Raw genomic sequence first — 16,535 nt, forward strand, 5'->3', positions numbered from 1 at the left:
GGCATTCAGTGGTTAACTTAATTATCCGGACGAAAGGTTGCCAAAATAATAATACCCTTCATTGGTTATGTTGCAAGCTAATGGGTTATAAAACTGATCCTGTTCCCGGTGAATAAATATAGTAATTATATCACGAATTAGTGATATAATTTGTTGTGGATTGATGCTTGGCGAATGACAAGAATGATGATAACCGGACGGCAGCTTCCAATTTTTTGCGGTTGCTAACCGAACGGAATTTGATAGGGCATGAGGTAGCTAAATTATAAAATCTGCTTTTTTTTGATTGTTTCCAAAAAATGCTGTCTATAGGTTTCCCCAATTAAAATTTCCGATGAAACGTCTTGGAGCATAACTCGGTTTCCATCAAGGGCAGTAATCTTATTTAATGCGATGATGAAAGACTTCTGAACCCTGATAAAATGCTCTTCAGGCAGTTTTCCCTCAATGTCTTTCATGGTACTCAAGGCGAGCGTTCTGTTACCATTATGGTGAAACGCAATGTAGTTTTTCATACCTTCAATATAATCGATATCGCTGAGTTTTATTTTGATTATTTTCCCCTTTGTCTGCGCTTTGACCATGAAATAATCATTATCGATCGAATTTTTAATCCGATCGGCATTTTGCAGGTTGATTATTTTTTGTGCCTTTGTAACCGCCTGCAAAAAACGGGTAAGGGGTATGGGTTTAATAAGGTAATCAATAACACCCAGATCAAAGCCATCCAGAGCAAATTCGCGGTATGCCGTGGTGAGGATAAAATGATAATTTTCATGGCGGATAGTTTGAATGAAGTCTATTCCAGATATTTCTGGCATATGGATATCCAGAAATATCAGGTCTACCTGCTGTCCGTTCAGGAAAGTAATCGCTTCGGTGGGCCTTGTAAAACTAGCGATGAGGTTGAGCTGCCGAATAGATCTGATATAATGCCTTAAAACATCTATAGCATGGGCTTCATCATCAACAATAATACAGTTTATCATGGCAAAGGATATTGTGGTTTGGTATTTACTGACTGAAATAAAACGGGTTGGTTATCGGCATTGTATATTGTTTCCTTGTTGTAATAAATCTGATATAATATCATTTCAAGTGCGTAATCAGTTTCGGTTTCCTGGATATAGAGCACAAAGTCGTCCCCGTAATGATGGCTTAGCCGTTTTCTAATGTTCTCCATACCTATACCGCTCGATAGTTCTTTGGGGCCTTTTTTCTTTTTGTTATAGGTATTCAGCTGTATATATCCTTTATCTTCATTAATGTCAAGTATGATTCTAGCAGGATTCGATTCATCAGTACAATTGCCGTGTTTCAATACATTCTCGACTATGGTAATCAGGATCAGCGGTATTATATGTGCATTCGTAGTACGGCCACGTACCTCAAAATTGACCTTTAGTTCATGATTAAAACGGAGCTGGTTAATGTTGATTACATTTTTGATATGCGCAATTTCTTCATCGATCAATGTGGTTTGATCCTCCCTATCCTGTTTTAAAGAATAGTTCATGATTTCACTAAGCGTCATAATCCCATCGGCTAGTTCTGAAGACAAAGGCAGCGACTTAGCAAAGAAAAAATTAAGCGTATTATTTAGAAAATGAGGATTGATCTGGGCTCGAAGAAAAGCATATTCCGCATGGTGCTTTTCTTTTTCAATAAGGCGAAGCCGCTTTTGCTGTTTAATGTTTTCAGTAGCGTAATAATATCCAAAGGCAAAGAATGAATATTTAATAAATAGCCACAGAACAGCAATGGCAAATTTCCAAACGTGAAATGCCGGAGTAGGCCCACCGTTTGCTTTTATTAATGGCCGGATATGATAGGCATTCACATACCAATGCAGATACGAAAATAAATAAACCAATACCAGCGCAGTGATTAGAGAATAAATCTTTAAGGGATTCACATACCTGGTATACACAAAGATGCAAAGATAGAATGTGCACATATTAGGAAATTGTGTAAAGAAAAAATCTCCTATGCTAAAAACATACTCCTTAGGATTGCCAGCAAATTCAATCAACGTACTGACCAGCATGTAGGCAAGCCAAAAAATAGCATGAAACAATATGATCCTGTACTTTTTCTTCATTGCCCTTTCTTTATGCTGTAAGCCTTAACGAATTCAATCCAGTCGGATATCCCCACCGGAATTTCAACATCTGGCTTAATACCGATATTATCTAATGGGTAGCCTGGAAGCCGCATAGATTTACAGGCCGGATAACCCAAACTGTAAAAACCACAGGGCAGTTTTGTCCTTACCACTTCCAAATAATCAATGGCACCAGAAGAATTAGTACCGTAAAGTTTTACTTTGGAGCTTTGTTTAGCCTGTAGGATAAAAAGTTCTGCAGCACTGGCAGTATTTCTGTTCATTATCACGGACACTGATTTTGGGTAATTCATTATTTTTGAAAATTTGATCGTATCTATCGGATAAAGAGGATAAAGCTCATTAAGATGGGATTTTAATGTGTTCAAGTTTTTTTCAAAGACCTTCCTCATACTATCGGAAACATTCGATGGAATATTACTGTAATAGTCCCTGATGTTTTCTTCGGTGGCTAATACAATTCCTCCTTCTGTTAAGATCGGACCCGTATAGACATAAGGGATGATCTTATCATACATAAGTACCGAGCCTCCATAATTGTTTCTAAGATCTATTATTAAATGATCAAGCTTTGCTGTTTCTTTTACTTTATTTTTCAAGATGCTGTCCACCTCAGCTACGTAATCCAGCGATGCATATGAAGGCATCTGCAATAAGCCTGTTTGGTCATCCAGAAATCTAAACTTAGGTCCGGACTCTTGATCAGAATTCTGGGCTAAAGGTTTGGGCTGGATTGTTGCATTTTTATACCACTTTGAAGTCACAACACCGTCGCCAAGTGCTATGGTATCATTTATTTTCTGAAATGAAAGGGCAGCAAGCGAATGATCAACTGCCCTGAAATATTTTAAAAAATATCCTTTGCCCGTTTTGACAATCCTTAATTTGACCTGCTGTGGCATCCATCGGGCACCGTCCGCTTTTATTACAAAGCCGATAAACTCGCCTTTACTTTTTTTATCTTTGACTATGCCTATCTGGTAGGAAGCAGTGTGATCCTTCCAAACGCCTTCGATATTATCTAGGCTTCTTTTGCTATTATCTAGATAAGCCATGAACAGTGAGTCTGTCCAGTCCGTTCTTTCTTCATGGGCATAGTAATCTCTTATCTGCTCTTTGCTATAATGGCTGTCGTTGTAAGCAATGCTTAAATGCTTGTCCTTGAAGAAAGAAAGCCATTTCCTAATGACTGGCAGGCATTGATAGGTGGCAGCTTTACCAGCTTCATTTAATAGACTATCCGTAAATATTTCAAATTTCTTTTTATTTGAAGCATCCGTTTTGTCGTTATAACCAATGTAATTTTTTTTTACTCTTTCTATAACGAATTTCAAATTGTCGCTACAGTTACATTGCTGGGCTTTTGAGTAAAAAAAGACAAAAAGAGTTGGAAAAAAAATAGTTAAATATCTACGCATCTTTTGTATAGGTACTGGCTTTACTGTTTTAGGGTTTATGGGATATTATAAGCTTACAGTTCCCACTGTTGTTTTATCTTCTACACACCCAGGCTGTGTAGACTGTCCCACAGTATCAGTTGGATTATTGCCGCCGATAACTGTACGCATCTGATCTTTGGTAAGATTCATAAAGGCCTTTCTTTTAAAAATGAATGCGGTTTTCTTTTCTAATTTAGTGTTTTTCATGATTTTATAAATATAATTATTAAAACATTAAAAGTATTATTTATTAGTATTGCCTCCAAGCTTTATAAACCAAATGGTCGGTTTTCAGGACGAAATGACTGTTTGAGCAGGACATTATAAAATTGTAATTGTACCATGATCAATAAAGAAATAGATCACCTTCTTCATTTTGACGGTAGAAATCCTCATGGTTTGACGTAAGTATTATAAGTCAAATGAGTCACTTAGGATTTTTTGCAAAATCATCGACCAATAAGTGAAGCCTCATAGCGTAGATTTTTTATTTAAACAGGCTTGTGTGCCCTGCTTTTTTTCTTTGTTGGTCAATCATTTGCAGGCAGGTCGTCCATCTTGAAAGGAGTTTGGTGTAATTGTGGTTTTGTCCTCTTTGTTTAAAGATAAAAAGATAGAAACTTAGTAAAAACAAATAAAGGAGTTTAGATACCATGTTCTAGAGCACTTTTTTGAAACTTAGTTTTAATTTATATAATCAAGGTGCAAGATTGATTTATTCAGCCAGCATATAAGCCATCAACACTTAGCATGAATCTATTTAAAACGCAAAAACAAAATCTGGAAAGTATTGCTAATGATCTTTTAAAACATTTAAGGGTTAAGGTGACTCCCATAACAGTAGGAAGTTGTATACTGAACCATCCTGAATACCCAAGTATTTTGTCACTGAGTGACTGTTTAGATAACTGGAACGTTAAAAACGATGCTTATAGAATTGACAAAACAGCATTTGAGAAGGAGGATCTGCTATTTCCTTTTGCAGCACATTTTACTGAGAAAGGTGGAAGGTTTATACTCGTTCATAATATTGAAGAAGGAAGTGTTCATTATACAGATGAAAAAGAGCGAAAGGGTATAATGACGGAGCAGGAATTCTTGGATCGCTGGGACGGAATAGCTTTCCATGCCGAAGGCAAAACGACCAGTGGGGAAAAGGATTACAGGCTAAACTACCTAAAAGCTATTTTACACAAACTGTTACTTCCTTCTACAATGATCCTTTGTATGGTAATCTTAGGGTTTTCAATCGCCGCCCATCCCTTTTCACTCTTTTACACTCTTTTGTGTTCGTTAAAATTTATAGGAACTGGTATAAGTATCCTATTGCTTGCTCAAAGTATCAATTCGCAAAATCCTTTCATAAGGAACTTATGTGGCCTGGCTGGAAAAAGTGATTGTAACAGTATACTGAAATCAGATGCAGCAAAAATCACTGATTGGTTAAGCTGGAGTGAAATTGGCTTTTTTTACTATACTGGTTCTTTGTTACTACTGCTTATTCAACCCTCATCAGTTAGCCTGATCGCATGGCTAAATGTAACGGCATTGCCCTACACCATATACTCGATAACCTATCAGTACAGGCATAAAAACTGGTGCATCCTATGTTGCGCAGTGCAGGTTATATTATGGTCCGAGTTTTTAGCTAATGCCGGGCACTCAACTTTTTCTTTTCCTGTTGTGACAGATAGGCCATACTGGATATTAATTTGCTTCCTTGCACCTGTTATCATTTGGGCACTGCTAAAACCCGCCTTTTATCAGGCTCAACAACTAGCCCCGCTACAACGGCAACTCAAAAAGTTTAAGTACAACACAGATCTTTTTCTTCAGGCTTTAACCAATCAGCCACGGTATGCGGTTGGTGCCGATCTTATGCCAGTAGTATTGGGCAATCCAGATGCTTCCACAGTGATTACGATGGTCAGCAATCCTAACTGCAACCCATGCGCCAGGGCACATTCGTTTCTGGAGACCTGGATTGCGGGTAGGGACGATATTCAGGTTAAAGTAGTATTCGCAACTGCTGATCATGATAATGATATCCGAACCAAAGTGGCAAGGCATCTGGCAGCGCTGACACTGTCCAATGAAAAAAAAATTGCTGAAAGGGCCCTGACCCACTGGTACGAACAAAAAGGCAATTTCGAAGCCTGGGCCGAAGCTTTCCCTTTAGATAAAGCTATACCAACGAATGATTCAAGTGAACGACAGAAACAATGGTGTAAAATGGCAGAAATTACTTTTACCCCAACGATTCTTATTAATGGATATAAGATGCCAGACCCATACCAGTTGGAAGACCTCCGTTATTTACTGAATTGATTTTGTAAACAGCATCGTGTTGAGGATTTGCTGTAAGGATTTTTTTGCAAAAAAGGGGCAGCTGTGGTTGCAAACAAAACTGCCCCAACAACGAGTATCGGCGTTTCCCGGTACCGCTTAGGTTGGTCTTGCGTGAAAGGACAACAAAACCAATAGAAACAAAATTAAATTAAAACATGAAAAAAGTAAACTTACTCAGCAGAGCTGAGATGAAAAACGTAATGGGTGGTTTGGAAGATGTATGTAAAGGGAAAACCGGAGGAGACCTTACCGACTGTAGATACAATGTTTGTATGTCGGGTTATAACCCAGCCGAACACACCACACAAGAAAATGAAAATAAGATCGATTCTTGTTGTGCCTCAAGCGGAAATTGTTAAATTTATGGGGCGGTGAGAACCGCCCCTTAATCAGTGAACTATGAAAATACTAATTGCAATATTGTTGTTTCAATCTTTTGCCCTTTCAAATGTTTTTGCTGAAAACTTCCATATAGGCGGAAAGGTTTTGGGAAAAGAAAAGTTTAATTATGTGTACCTTTTTGACAGTAAAGATAATTTGATTGGTGAGGCAAAGATTTCTGATAATCACTTTTTCCTTACCGGGCCAATTGAATACAAACAAAAGTTTGGCCAACTGCCCAGCGCTACAATATTGCTGAGTCAGATCGTACTTACGGTTAGTGAAATAAATGCACAACGACTGCTCTCCAATAGAAAACATAATAATTGTACCATTATTTTAGAAGATAGCATAGACCTGGCCTATGATACGGATAGGAAACTGTTCTCAGTAAAAGGAGGAAGACAGAATGAGATTCAAAACCTCTATATAAATGGATATTCCATTTTTCGTAATCGCCGTGACAGTATTTACTTATCGATAGACAAATCGGATCTTTCAGAAAAGGAAAAAGAAGCAATAAAAATAACTGAAGCAAAGAAATTGTTCACTAAAACGATGTTTGGCTTTATCAATATTATCAAATTGCATCGCGACTCGGAAGTGGCCCTATTAAATTTCTCACCCGTCATATACGATCAAGGCATTGCCGGACAACAGGTGTTAGAGGCCTTTAATCTTTTCACACAGAGAATAAGGGAATCAGAGTATGGAATTCATGTTTATCCGGAGATAACTAAAAAGATAAAAGCTGAAGAAATAATGGCCGCTCCGGCCTACACCGTGGGTATGAAAATGCCCGAGTTCTCCCTTATTAACGAAAACAACGAAGTAGTAAAAAGTGAATCACAATTTTCAAAATATACATTGATTGATTTTTGGGCAACATGGTGTATCCCTTGCCGAAATGAAACACCTAATATTATCCATGCCCTTACCAGTTATCAGAAAAAGGGATTTCAAGTAATTACCGTTTCGATTGATGATACAAAGGATAAACGCAAATGGATTGAAGCGATAAAAAATGATAAGATGAGCGGATTTACGAATCTTTTTAACGGCAATGATAACAGTGGTATAGCCAAAGAACTAAAAATTGTTAGTATACCAGCCAACTATCTGGTAGATAGCAAGGGTAAAATTATAGCAACAAATCTTCGCGGTGAACAACTGATAAAGAAACTGCAGGAGTTGTTTGCAGAGTGAAGCAATTCTCCACATTTTAATGTCGTACACTTCTCCCATTTATCAATAGACTGACCACGCCTTAGCTTTTTTATAATTGAAACACTTAAAATATTATAAACAGCCCGATCAAATGGACTGTGGGCCTACCTGTTTGCGCATGATTGCGAAATACTACGGTAAAAATATCAGCTTACAGAAATTAAGGGATATTTCCGGTATTAATCGTGAAGGTGTATCGCTGCTGGGCATTAGTGAAGCCGCAGAAAAGATAGGTTTCAGGACCAGTGCCGCTCGGCTTCACCTGATTCAACTCACAGAAACGGAACTGCCCGCAATACTGCATTGGAACCAAAACCACTTTGTGGTATTATATAAGATAAAAAATAACAAGTATTACATTGCTGATCCGGCTAAGGCACTGATTACATACACTGAAGCTGAATTTACAAAACACTGGCTTTATGACAAAAATGAGAATTCGGAAGGGATATCACTCCTACTGGAGCCAACACCTGACTTTTACCAACAGCAGGACGATGCCAGTACCGGCATGAACCTGTCTTATCTTTTAAAATACCTTTACCGCTATAAATCGCTTGTAGCGCAGCTTTTTATTGGCCTTGGGGTTGGCAGCCTGCTTCAGCTTATACTACCTTTTTTAACTCAGTCAGTAGTTGATGTAGGCATCAATACTCGAAATCTCAATTTTATTTATATCATTCTGATCGCCCAAACCATGCTTTTTGTCGGAAGGACGAGTGTTGAATTTATCCGCTCATGGATATTGTTGCACATCAGTACACGCATTAATATTTCGATCCTGACTGATTTCCTTTCTAAGCTGATGAAGCTACCTATCAGTTATTTCGATACCAAAATGACCGGCGATATCATGCAGCGTATGACCGACCAGAAAAGGATTGAATCCTTTTTAACAGGGTCAACACTTAGCGTTATCTTTTCGGTTTTCAACCTGATTGTTTTCAGCGCTGTCCTGATCTATTATAACACAGGCATTTTCCTGATCTTCATTAGTAGCAGCGTATTATACAGTTTATGGGTAATAGTATTTCTTAAAAGGCGCCGTAACCTTGACTTCAAACGCTTCGACCTTTCGGCTAAAAATCAAAGTGCCGTTGTACAGCTGATCGGTGGTATGCAGGAAATAAAACTCAACAATTGTGAGCAACAGAAGAGATGGGAATGGGAGCGCCTGCAAGCAGGCCTTTTTCGCTTTAACATCAAAAGTCTGAAGCTAGGGCAATATCAGCAAGCTGGAGCATTTTTTATTAATGAAGGAAAAAATATTCTTATAACCTTCCTTGTTGCCAAATCTGTGATCGAGGGGAACCTTACCCTTGGAGCTATGATGGCTGTACAGTATATCATAGGACAGCTTAACAGCCCGATTGAACAGATGCTAAGTTTTATCCAGCAGCTGCAGGATGCAAAAATATCATTAGAAAGGCTCAACGAGATTCGTGAAATGGATGATGAAGAACCCATAGGAAAAATTTTTATAAAGCAGCTTCCTGCTGACAAAAGCCTCTCTTTAAAAAATATCAGTTTCACCTATCCGGGTGCAGGGAATGATCCTGTTCTATCTGATGTTAACCTGGAAATTCCGGCTGGAAAAACAACCGCGATTGTGGGTATGAGCGGCAGTGGCAAGACGACGATACTAAAGCTATTGCTCCGGTTTTACGAGCCCCAGAAAGGCGAAATCAAGGTCGGCAACGGATATCTGAGCCAGATCAGCTTCCGCTTTTGGCGCGGGTTATGCGGTGTTGTGATGCAGGACGGATTTATATTCTCTGACACGATTGCCAAAAATATCGCTGTCGGAGATGAATATCCCGATATGGCAAAACTTCATCATGCAGTTGAAATGGCCAACATTAAAGGGTTCATAGATAGTCTGCCACTTGGACTGAATACTAAAATAGGCTTGGAAGGAAACGGTATAAGCCAGGGACAGCGACAAAGGCTGCTTATCGCCCGAGCAATCTATAAAGATCCGGAGTATATTTTTTTTGACGAGGCGACGAACGCACTTGATACCATCAATGAAAAAGTAATAATGGAGAATTTGGAAAGTTTCTTTAAAGGACGGACTGTTGTCGTCGTTGCGCACCGTTTAAGTACAGTAAAAAATGCTGACAATATCGTAGTGCTTGATAAAGGTAAGATTATAGAACAGGGAACACATACAGAGTTGACCAGGAGCAAAGGGGAGTATTATCAGTTGGTTAAAAACCAATTGGAGCTAGGAAACTAATTTTTTTATTATGCCGGAGAACACATCAGAAGTAGCCGTTAATAGCGAGGAAGTAGACGAAATTATTACTGCCGTACCATCATGGATTGTGCGGTGGGGAATAACTTTGATATTTGGAATTTTGGGAAGTATCGTCTTACTCTCTTCGTTTATCGACTATCCGGACCTGGTTAAAACAAGCTTAAAGGTTAACTGCCTCAACGCCCCAAAGACTGTACTTGCTAAACAGACAGGAAAGCTGAACAATTTGCTTGTTTCGGAAGGGCAAACGGTTACATCTGGGCAAGCTTTAGCCTATATGGAAAGCACCGCGAACGCTAACGATATATTGAGGTTGAATCGGGAGTTGAAGAAAGTGCAGCTACGGATTTCAAAGCACCAATTTGAAACAATTGTGCTACCGGAAGGGTTAAATATTGGTGAAATGCAAGGCGTTTACCAAAACTTTTATCAACAATACCTGCAGTATCAAGCTACGACCAAAAAAGGTTACTATCTTAATCGGATGTCTTTTTTAGATAAAGACCTGGGGAATATTAAGAAGTTAAACAACCAGATAGTACAGCAGCAAAAAATACAACAACTGGAATATGCAAACCAGGAAGAGGAATATAAAGCCTATCAGAAACTATATAAAAACAAGGTGATATCAAGAAGTGAGTTTGCACTACAGGAAAACAAATATTTAGCATCAAAATATCCATTGCAGCAGAGTGAAACAGCCTTACTCAATAATTCCGGGATCTATAGTGCCAAAGAGAAAGAACTTTTGGATTTACGTCATACCATATCGGAAGAACAAGCAAAATTTGTTCAGGCGCTAAACCAATGTATCACGGAAAGTGATACCTGGATAATGCAGCATATTTTAATTGCCCCCGTTGCTGGTAAGGTAAACTTCGCAGGGATCGTCCAGGAAAATCAAAATCTACAGTCTGGTCAGGAGGTTTTTGTGATCAATCCCGGTAACACGGATTTTTTTGGAGAAGTGCAGATTCCTCAATACAACATGGGGAAAATAAAGCTGGGCGCTAAAACTTTGATTAAATTGCGGAGTTATCCCTTTGAACAGTATGGGATGATCAGGGGAAAACTTTCCTATATTTCAGATGTTGCCTATAAAGACAGTGTATTTGTGGCCAAAGTAAGCTTCGAACATTTTGAGAATAAAGACCCCGGACGGAAAATAATCCTAAAGAATGGGATGCAGGCAGAAGCAGAAATTATTACCGAGGAAAGCTCGCTGCTCCAACGCTTTTTCAGAAATATAACTAAAATGATGAATAGTCATTAATCAAATATTGCTCCTCAAGTCGATAATACGACGTTTGGCATTCTTAATCATCGCTTCATTTTTTATAAAAGTAGGTATGCAAAACATATAGATGCCAAATGGTTATGAGAGAAAAGGGCTTCCAGAAAATGAAAGAACTTACAGATAAGCTATTGGCTACGGTAGCCAAATGCATGGCAAAAGATAGCTAGCTAGTATCCTGACTTTTTGAAGCGAGGCGCTTTAGCTGTAGCAGGCAAGGGTAAAAGAGCGGTGTGGCTTATTAATAGCATGGAAGGTCTAAAAATTGACTATCCAGTTTCAGTTTATTGCTGTGGATTTTGGTGCCAATATTTTTCATTTGCAATGTATAACCTTAGACAGCTGCCTCATTATACGGAAATCAATGATTTCCTGACTTCAATACCTGACCGGGTAGAACACGGATAACCCTGTTTTTTCGGTTTCCTGCTAAATGAAGTAAAATTAGCCGGTGAATTACAGTGTGTAAACAGCATAAGAAACCACGAATTACAACAACAGTAAAGCCTTTGGAACCCCAAGGCTTTGATTTGTTTTACAGGCAAAGAAAAAATTACCGGAATTTATTTTTGCTGAACATTCCTTAAATCAGGGTTTGATATTAACGTTATTTCTTTAATTTTAAAGGAATTAAAAGATCAAAATCATTTCATATGACCAAAAAGCTTTTATTTATTGTATTGCTGAGTGTAATATTTGGTATGCAGGCCGTAGCACAGTATAGAAAGATATTACCTTCTGATGTACTGCCGTTTCAGGTAACGGCCAAACAAACTGTTTATCAGGGTAAAGATGCCCTGGCTTTGGAAATGGCTGGTGAGGCCGTTGGCGACAATACACTGGCGATTCTTAAGGGCATTGATTTTCATAATGGCATTATTGAAGCTACCATTAGCGGGCAGCCGGGGGCAAAGGCCGGGCCAACCGCCCGTGGTTTTGTAGGTATTGCATTCAGGGCGGCTTTAGATGCTGCTAAAATGGAAGTTTTTTATTTACGGCCTACCAATGGCCGTGCAAATGACCAGGTTCGCAGAAACCACTCCAGCCAATATATTTCCATTCCGGGATTCCCCTGGGAAAAACTAAGAAAGGAAACGCCCGAAAAGTACGAAGCATACGTAGATATAGTGCCTGCAGAATGGATTAAAATAAAAATCGTTGTACAGAATGAAACTGCCAGCCTGTATGTGAATGGATCTTCGCAGCCTACTTTGATCGTGAACGACCTGAAGCAGGGTAAAGATATGCGCGGAAGTATTGGATTATGGATAGGACCAGGTACTTTAGGCCACTTTACTGATGTTAAAGTGACCAAATTAGATTGATACAGTTAGCCTAGCCCTCATATTCTTACTTCCGGTATACAGTTTATCGGTTCGCCCCTTTTTAAGGGGGAAGGTATAAAGCCGGATTTGGTATACATACGTTTGGCATTGCTCTGGGCGGTAGGTGCCGGTCTTTAGGCCGGAAATTCTCTGAGCTTAAGGAATATCCGGAAAACTGAGCCTTTCCCTTCTTCGCTTTCCATTTCTATCTTCCCCCCGGCAGAGGTGACAATGGTATTCACCAGGTAAAGCCCGACACCGGCGCCCTCTACATCGGTTTTAATGCGTTTAAATTTTTCGAAGATGTGCTGCCGGGCGATAGCACTCATCCCTATACCGTTATCTGCCACGCTGATGACCATGAAATTACCGCTTTCGCGGGTCGAAATCCTGATCTCGGGGCGTCTTTCTTGTGGTGTATATTTGATGGCATTGTTTAAGAGGTTATAGAAAATGCTGCGGAGTTTTCTGCGCACGAAAGTGATTTCCGATAGGCCTAAATCAAGCGAGATCACAGCCCCTGAGTTGAGAATTTGCGGGGCAAGGCTTAATCTTACATCTTCTAAGATACTCTGGAGATCGAGCAATTCTTCTGCTGCATGATACCGCTGGTTTTGCCACCTGGAATCTAACATCCCATCCAAATACATTTTGTAAATTCAGCAGGCTCTTCTCAAGGTTGGAGGCTATTTTGGGCAATTCATCAATGGTAGCTTCGCCAAGCTTGGGGATGAGTTGAACGGATAGCTTCATCGCCAGGATTGGATTTTTAACATCATGGGCGATGGTATCCAGCAGTAACTCGTATTCAGCGAGCATTTTCTCCTGCTCCTTGAGGTCTAAGATGCGGGGGGTAATATCTACAAAGGTGATGATAACCCGGTCGATCTTATTGATTTTACGCACCAGATAGGGGATGATGTTCATCTGGTACCAGCGCATATCAGTAGTCTGGATCTCTTTTTCCAGTAGTTTTCCTGTTTGCATTACCGTCCGGATGTTGTCCAGTATGGTTGGGAAACGAAAATTTTCTTTAATTTCTTCAAGCGGTTTGCCAATGAAATTTTCCTTAAGGTTAAATTGTTTCATGGCCGGTGGTGTGTATTTACGTAAGATTAAGTCTGCATCCACAAACAATTGCGGAATGATGGTATTGGCAAAATAATTTTCCAGGTCTTCATTAGCCTGGACCAGGTCTTTAACCTGTTGGTGGTCGCTTTTCATAAGAAAGGATGATTTTAGGTTTAATCAAGATAGTAAACCTGATGGATTTATCATGATTTACACAAAGTTTTGACAAACAAAAGTGCGTAACGGTTTAGCATGGCCCTTATAAATGTGCATCGTTCGTGCGCCTTAGCAGCTTCGTTACAATTTCTGTCATCAAACTTCTCTTTTCCTTTCATTAAAAAAGCTCAAATCATTAAATTTGGTAAACAAAATGTAAGTGATCATCACGTGGAAACACCAGCCAATATTGAATCTGATTCTCTTTTTCAGCTTTATAAAACACTGAAACTGCCTGTAGACCTGTTCGATCTTAAAGCGGGTTTTACGGTTTTCAATTTGAACGAGATTGCCTTTGAGCTTCCCTACCAATCTGCATCATACCGTCCTAATTTTTTCTCATTCTTATTTGTAAAGAACGGAAGCGGGAAATATACCATTGATGAGAAAACCTTCGAAGTTGAACCCCATTCCATTTATTTTACCAACCCCAGTAATTACCGCACCTTCAGCTGGAACAACATTGAAGATGTTTTACTCATTACTTTCGACGAAACCTTTCTGAAAAAGTACATCGGAGAAGAGGTTTATGCTGATTTTCCATTTCTGCTAACTGAAACGGTAAGGCCCAAAGTGGTGGCAGATCCTTTTTTTGAAGAAGTGGGAGCGATTAATGTTCAGTTGTTAAACGAATACAGGAAAAATACGCCTTCTAAATATAAAATTATAGGTCATCTGCTGGCGGTACTTCTTTTTAAGATTAAAGAACACATCTGGATCGATTATAATCCGATTTATGAAGGAAACCGCAGTTCGCGGATTGTGATTTCTTTTAAAAGGATTTTAGAACAGCATTATCGTGATCTGAGTTCGGGCAAGGCGGATCTGGCTTTCCGCGTACAGGATTATGCTAATGCGCTTAACCTGCATCCCAACTACCTGAGCAGTGTGATTAAAAGCAAAACCGGGAAAAATATTACCACCTGGATTGCGGAGAAAACCCTTACCGAAGCGAAATCTTTATTACAAAATACAGCTATACCGATCAAGGAAATTAGTTACCGGCTGGGATTCGCAGAAACCGCGCATTTTAGCAATTTTTTTAAAAAGTATGAAGAAACCTCGCCGGGCTCGTACAAAAAATCTCATCAGTCTTAAAAAATTTAGTTGAGAAATGATAAGTTCCGGATGGCATATCCGCAATATTTTTAAACATTATAAAGATCTCTTATGGAAACCCAGGGCGCATCGGTCGTTATCACCCACCATATTATTAAAGGAAAACAAGCGGAATATGAAAAATGGCTGGACGAAATTATGCCCATTGCCAAAAATGCTGAAGGTTTTATCGATTGGCAGGTGGTTCGTCCTATCCCGGATCTCACTTTTGTTTATACCGTTATTATTCGTTTTGATACCATCGGGCATCTCAGAAGCTGGATGGAATCTGATGCCAGAAGAAAGCTGATCGAAAAAGCAGAGACCTTATTTACAAAGAAAGATAATTACGAAATCAAGTCAGGCCTCGACTTTCTTTTTTATGGCGAAAACAAAGAGGTAAAAACGCCTGTTCGCTGGAAACAATACCTGGCCACATGGTCTGTAATTTTTCCTTTATCGCTTGTGATGCAAACAGTTTTGTTACCATTTTTACGAAAACTGAACATCCCTGCCAACCGGTATTTTGATACTTTAGTGAGTACAGGCTGCCTGGTTTTTCTGGTAATCTTTATCGTGATGCCAAATTATACCAAACTGATTAAAAAATGGCTCTTTAAGTAGTTGTAGCCTCACCTGGTCCCCTCCTGGAATTTCTGACTGCCCTGGCCTGCCTTTCACGAAAAAAAACTGGCTGTGCATGCTGCTACCCGAAATATGGATGCACGGGAGAGGTTCATCGGTAAATGCGCTGAGATTTCAGGTCTAACACTTCCCCAATAAGATATACTTTCCTTAAGACCGCCATGCTTTAAAATTTGCAACACTTCCTTTAATATTCGCAACAATGCAGGGCATTGGCAATTATACCTTTGACCTAAGAAATTAAATCTGACAGCACAAAAAACCGAACGGCCATTTAATCCTGAATTAAGGGAGGCCGGTAGGTTTTGTCAAACAAAAAATAAATAAAATGAAAACATTAGAAAACAAAAGGGTAATTGTTCTTGGCGGTAGTTCAGGACTTGGATTGGCAACAGCCCGGGCAGCAGCGGCGGATGGTGCTGAAGTGATCATTGTATCAAGCAATCAGCAGCGTATTGACCAAGCACTGGCAAGCCTGCCGGAAAACAGTAAAGGCTTTGCCGTGAGCCTGGACAGCGAAGAAAATATAAAATCATTTTTCAGCCGTATAGGCAACTTCGATCACCTGGTTTATACTGCCGGCGAAAACATATCCATGAGCAGGGTTGATGATACGGAAATAGAAAAAGGAAAGGATTTTTTCACCATTCGGTTTTGGGGTGCGTTTGCAGCGATTAAATATGGTAAGCCATATATCAATGAAGGCGGAAGTATTAACTTAATGAGTGGCAATTTTGGGCAACGCCCTGCTGCCGGGTATAGTTTGGGTGCTACGATTTGTGGTGCTATGGACGCTTTTACCAAAGCAATGGCAGTAGAGCTGGCTCCGATACGGGTAAACAATATTGCCGCCGGAATTATTGATACCAACCTTTGGGGCAATATGAACGATAGCGACCGCGAAGCTTTTTTTAAACATCTGGAAAACACCCTGTTGTTAAAAAGAGTGGGTAAACCAGAAGACGTTGCGCAGGCATTTGTTTATTTAATGACACAAACCTATACCACGGGACAGTCATTGATTATCGATGGAGGCGCTGTACTGGTTTAATTGATGAGCTTTTCAGCCAAGTATATTTGAGCTTTTGGAGCAAGTAAGCAAATC

General features: G+C 39.5%; 15 protein-coding genes. 9 read left to right on the forward strand and 6 right to left on the reverse strand.

The annotated features are described in order from the left end of the window. Window positions 1-263 precede the first annotated feature (263 nt). The 4 genes from GGQ60_RS03225 to GGQ60_RS03240 are packed head-to-tail and all read right to left on the reverse strand — an operon-like array spanning window position 264 to window position 3,771. Window positions 264-989, reverse strand: a complete 726-nt coding sequence (locus GGQ60_RS03225; RefSeq protein ID WP_183759944.1) for a LytR/AlgR family response regulator transcription factor — start codon at window positions 987-989, stop codon at window positions 264-266. Beyond that, window positions 986-2,101, reverse strand: a complete 1,116-nt coding sequence (locus GGQ60_RS03230; protein ID WP_183759945.1) for a sensor histidine kinase — start codon at window positions 2,099-2,101, stop codon at window positions 986-988. The genes GGQ60_RS03225 and GGQ60_RS03230 overlap by 4 nt, the downstream gene beginning before the upstream one ends. Continuing rightward, window positions 2,098-3,543 carry a S41 family peptidase gene (locus GGQ60_RS03235; protein ID WP_183759946.1) on the reverse strand — a complete coding sequence of 482 codons (1,446 nt, stop codon included), beginning with the start codon at window positions 3,541-3,543 and terminating at the stop codon, window positions 2,098-2,100. Before GGQ60_RS03235 ends, GGQ60_RS03230 begins: the two co-directional genes overlap by 4 nt. Before the next feature lie 45 nt (window positions 3,544-3,588). Further along, window positions 3,589-3,771, reverse strand: a complete 183-nt coding sequence (locus GGQ60_RS03240; RefSeq protein ID WP_183759947.1) for a hypothetical protein — start codon at window positions 3,769-3,771, stop codon at window positions 3,589-3,591. Between the two features lie 543 nt (window positions 3,772-4,314). Here GGQ60_RS03240 and GGQ60_RS03245 point away from each other — a divergent pair. The 6 genes from GGQ60_RS03245 (at window position 4,315) to GGQ60_RS03270 (ending at window position 12,400) form a co-directional block, all read left to right on the forward strand. Continuing rightward, window positions 4,315-5,892 carry a thioredoxin domain-containing protein gene (locus GGQ60_RS03245; RefSeq protein ID WP_183759948.1) on the forward strand — a complete coding sequence of 526 codons (1,578 nt, stop codon included), beginning with the start codon at window positions 4,315-4,317 and terminating at the stop codon, window positions 5,890-5,892. Between the two features lie 176 nt (window positions 5,893-6,068). Further along, complete coding sequence (locus GGQ60_RS03250; RefSeq protein WP_183759949.1) at window positions 6,069-6,272, forward strand: hypothetical protein; 204 nt, start codon at window positions 6,069-6,071, stop codon at window positions 6,270-6,272. 40 nt (window positions 6,273-6,312) lie between these two features. Then, the gene (locus GGQ60_RS03255; RefSeq protein WP_183759950.1) at window positions 6,313-7,500 is read left to right on the forward strand and encodes a TlpA family protein disulfide reductase; all 1,188 of its coding nucleotides are present in this window, start codon (window positions 6,313-6,315) and stop codon (window positions 7,498-7,500) included. Between the two features lie 76 nt (window positions 7,501-7,576). Further along, window positions 7,577-9,760 carry a peptidase domain-containing ABC transporter gene (locus GGQ60_RS03260; protein WP_183759951.1) on the forward strand — a complete coding sequence of 728 codons (2,184 nt, stop codon included), beginning with the start codon at window positions 7,577-7,579 and terminating at the stop codon, window positions 9,758-9,760. A gap of 10 nt (window positions 9,761-9,770) precedes the next feature. Further along, window positions 9,771-11,054: an HlyD family secretion protein gene (locus GGQ60_RS03265; protein WP_183759952.1), complete on the forward strand. Its 1,284-nt coding sequence runs from the start codon at window positions 9,771-9,773 to the stop codon at window positions 11,052-11,054. A 674-nt stretch (window positions 11,055-11,728) separates the two neighbouring features. Beyond that, window positions 11,729-12,400, forward strand: a complete 672-nt coding sequence (locus tag GGQ60_RS03270) for a hypothetical protein (RefSeq protein ID WP_183759953.1) — start codon at window positions 11,729-11,731, stop codon at window positions 12,398-12,400. A 134-nt stretch (window positions 12,401-12,534) separates the two neighbouring features. On the opposite strand, the gene GGQ60_RS22945 is transcribed toward GGQ60_RS03270, so the two are convergent. Both GGQ60_RS22945 and GGQ60_RS03275 read right to left on the reverse strand, forming a co-directional pair. Beyond that, a complete protein-coding gene (locus tag GGQ60_RS22945) occupies window positions 12,535-12,915 on the reverse strand; it encodes a sensor histidine kinase (RefSeq protein WP_229685077.1) in 381 nt (126 codons plus the stop codon). After that, window positions 12,902-13,624, reverse strand: coding sequence for a PAS domain-containing protein (locus GGQ60_RS03275; protein WP_229685078.1), 723 nt, complete (start codon window positions 13,622-13,624; stop codon window positions 12,902-12,904). Before GGQ60_RS03275 ends, GGQ60_RS22945 begins: the two co-directional genes overlap by 14 nt. A gap of 99 nt (window positions 13,625-13,723) precedes the next feature. On the opposite strand from GGQ60_RS03275, the gene GGQ60_RS03280 reads away from it, so the two are divergent. The 3 genes from GGQ60_RS03280 (at window position 13,724) to GGQ60_RS03290 (ending at window position 16,481) form a co-directional block, all read left to right on the forward strand. After that, window positions 13,724-14,785 (forward strand): helix-turn-helix domain-containing protein, encoded by a 1,062-nt coding sequence (locus tag GGQ60_RS03280; protein ID WP_183759954.1) that lies wholly within the window; start codon window positions 13,724-13,726, stop codon window positions 14,783-14,785. A 72-nt stretch (window positions 14,786-14,857) separates the two neighbouring features. Then, a complete protein-coding gene (locus GGQ60_RS03285; protein WP_183759955.1) occupies window positions 14,858-15,409 on the forward strand; it encodes an antibiotic biosynthesis monooxygenase in 552 nt (183 codons plus the stop codon). A 349-nt stretch (window positions 15,410-15,758) separates the two neighbouring features. After that, on the forward strand, window positions 15,759-16,481 hold the full coding sequence (locus GGQ60_RS03290) for an SDR family oxidoreductase (RefSeq protein WP_183759956.1): 723 nt from the start codon (window positions 15,759-15,761) through the stop codon (window positions 16,479-16,481). Window positions 16,482-16,535 lie beyond the last annotated feature (54 nt).

The sequence above is a fragment of the Pedobacter zeae genome (assembly GCF_014196715.1).
Classification (GTDB): domain Bacteria; phylum Bacteroidota; class Bacteroidia; order Sphingobacteriales; family Sphingobacteriaceae; genus Pedobacter; species Pedobacter zeae.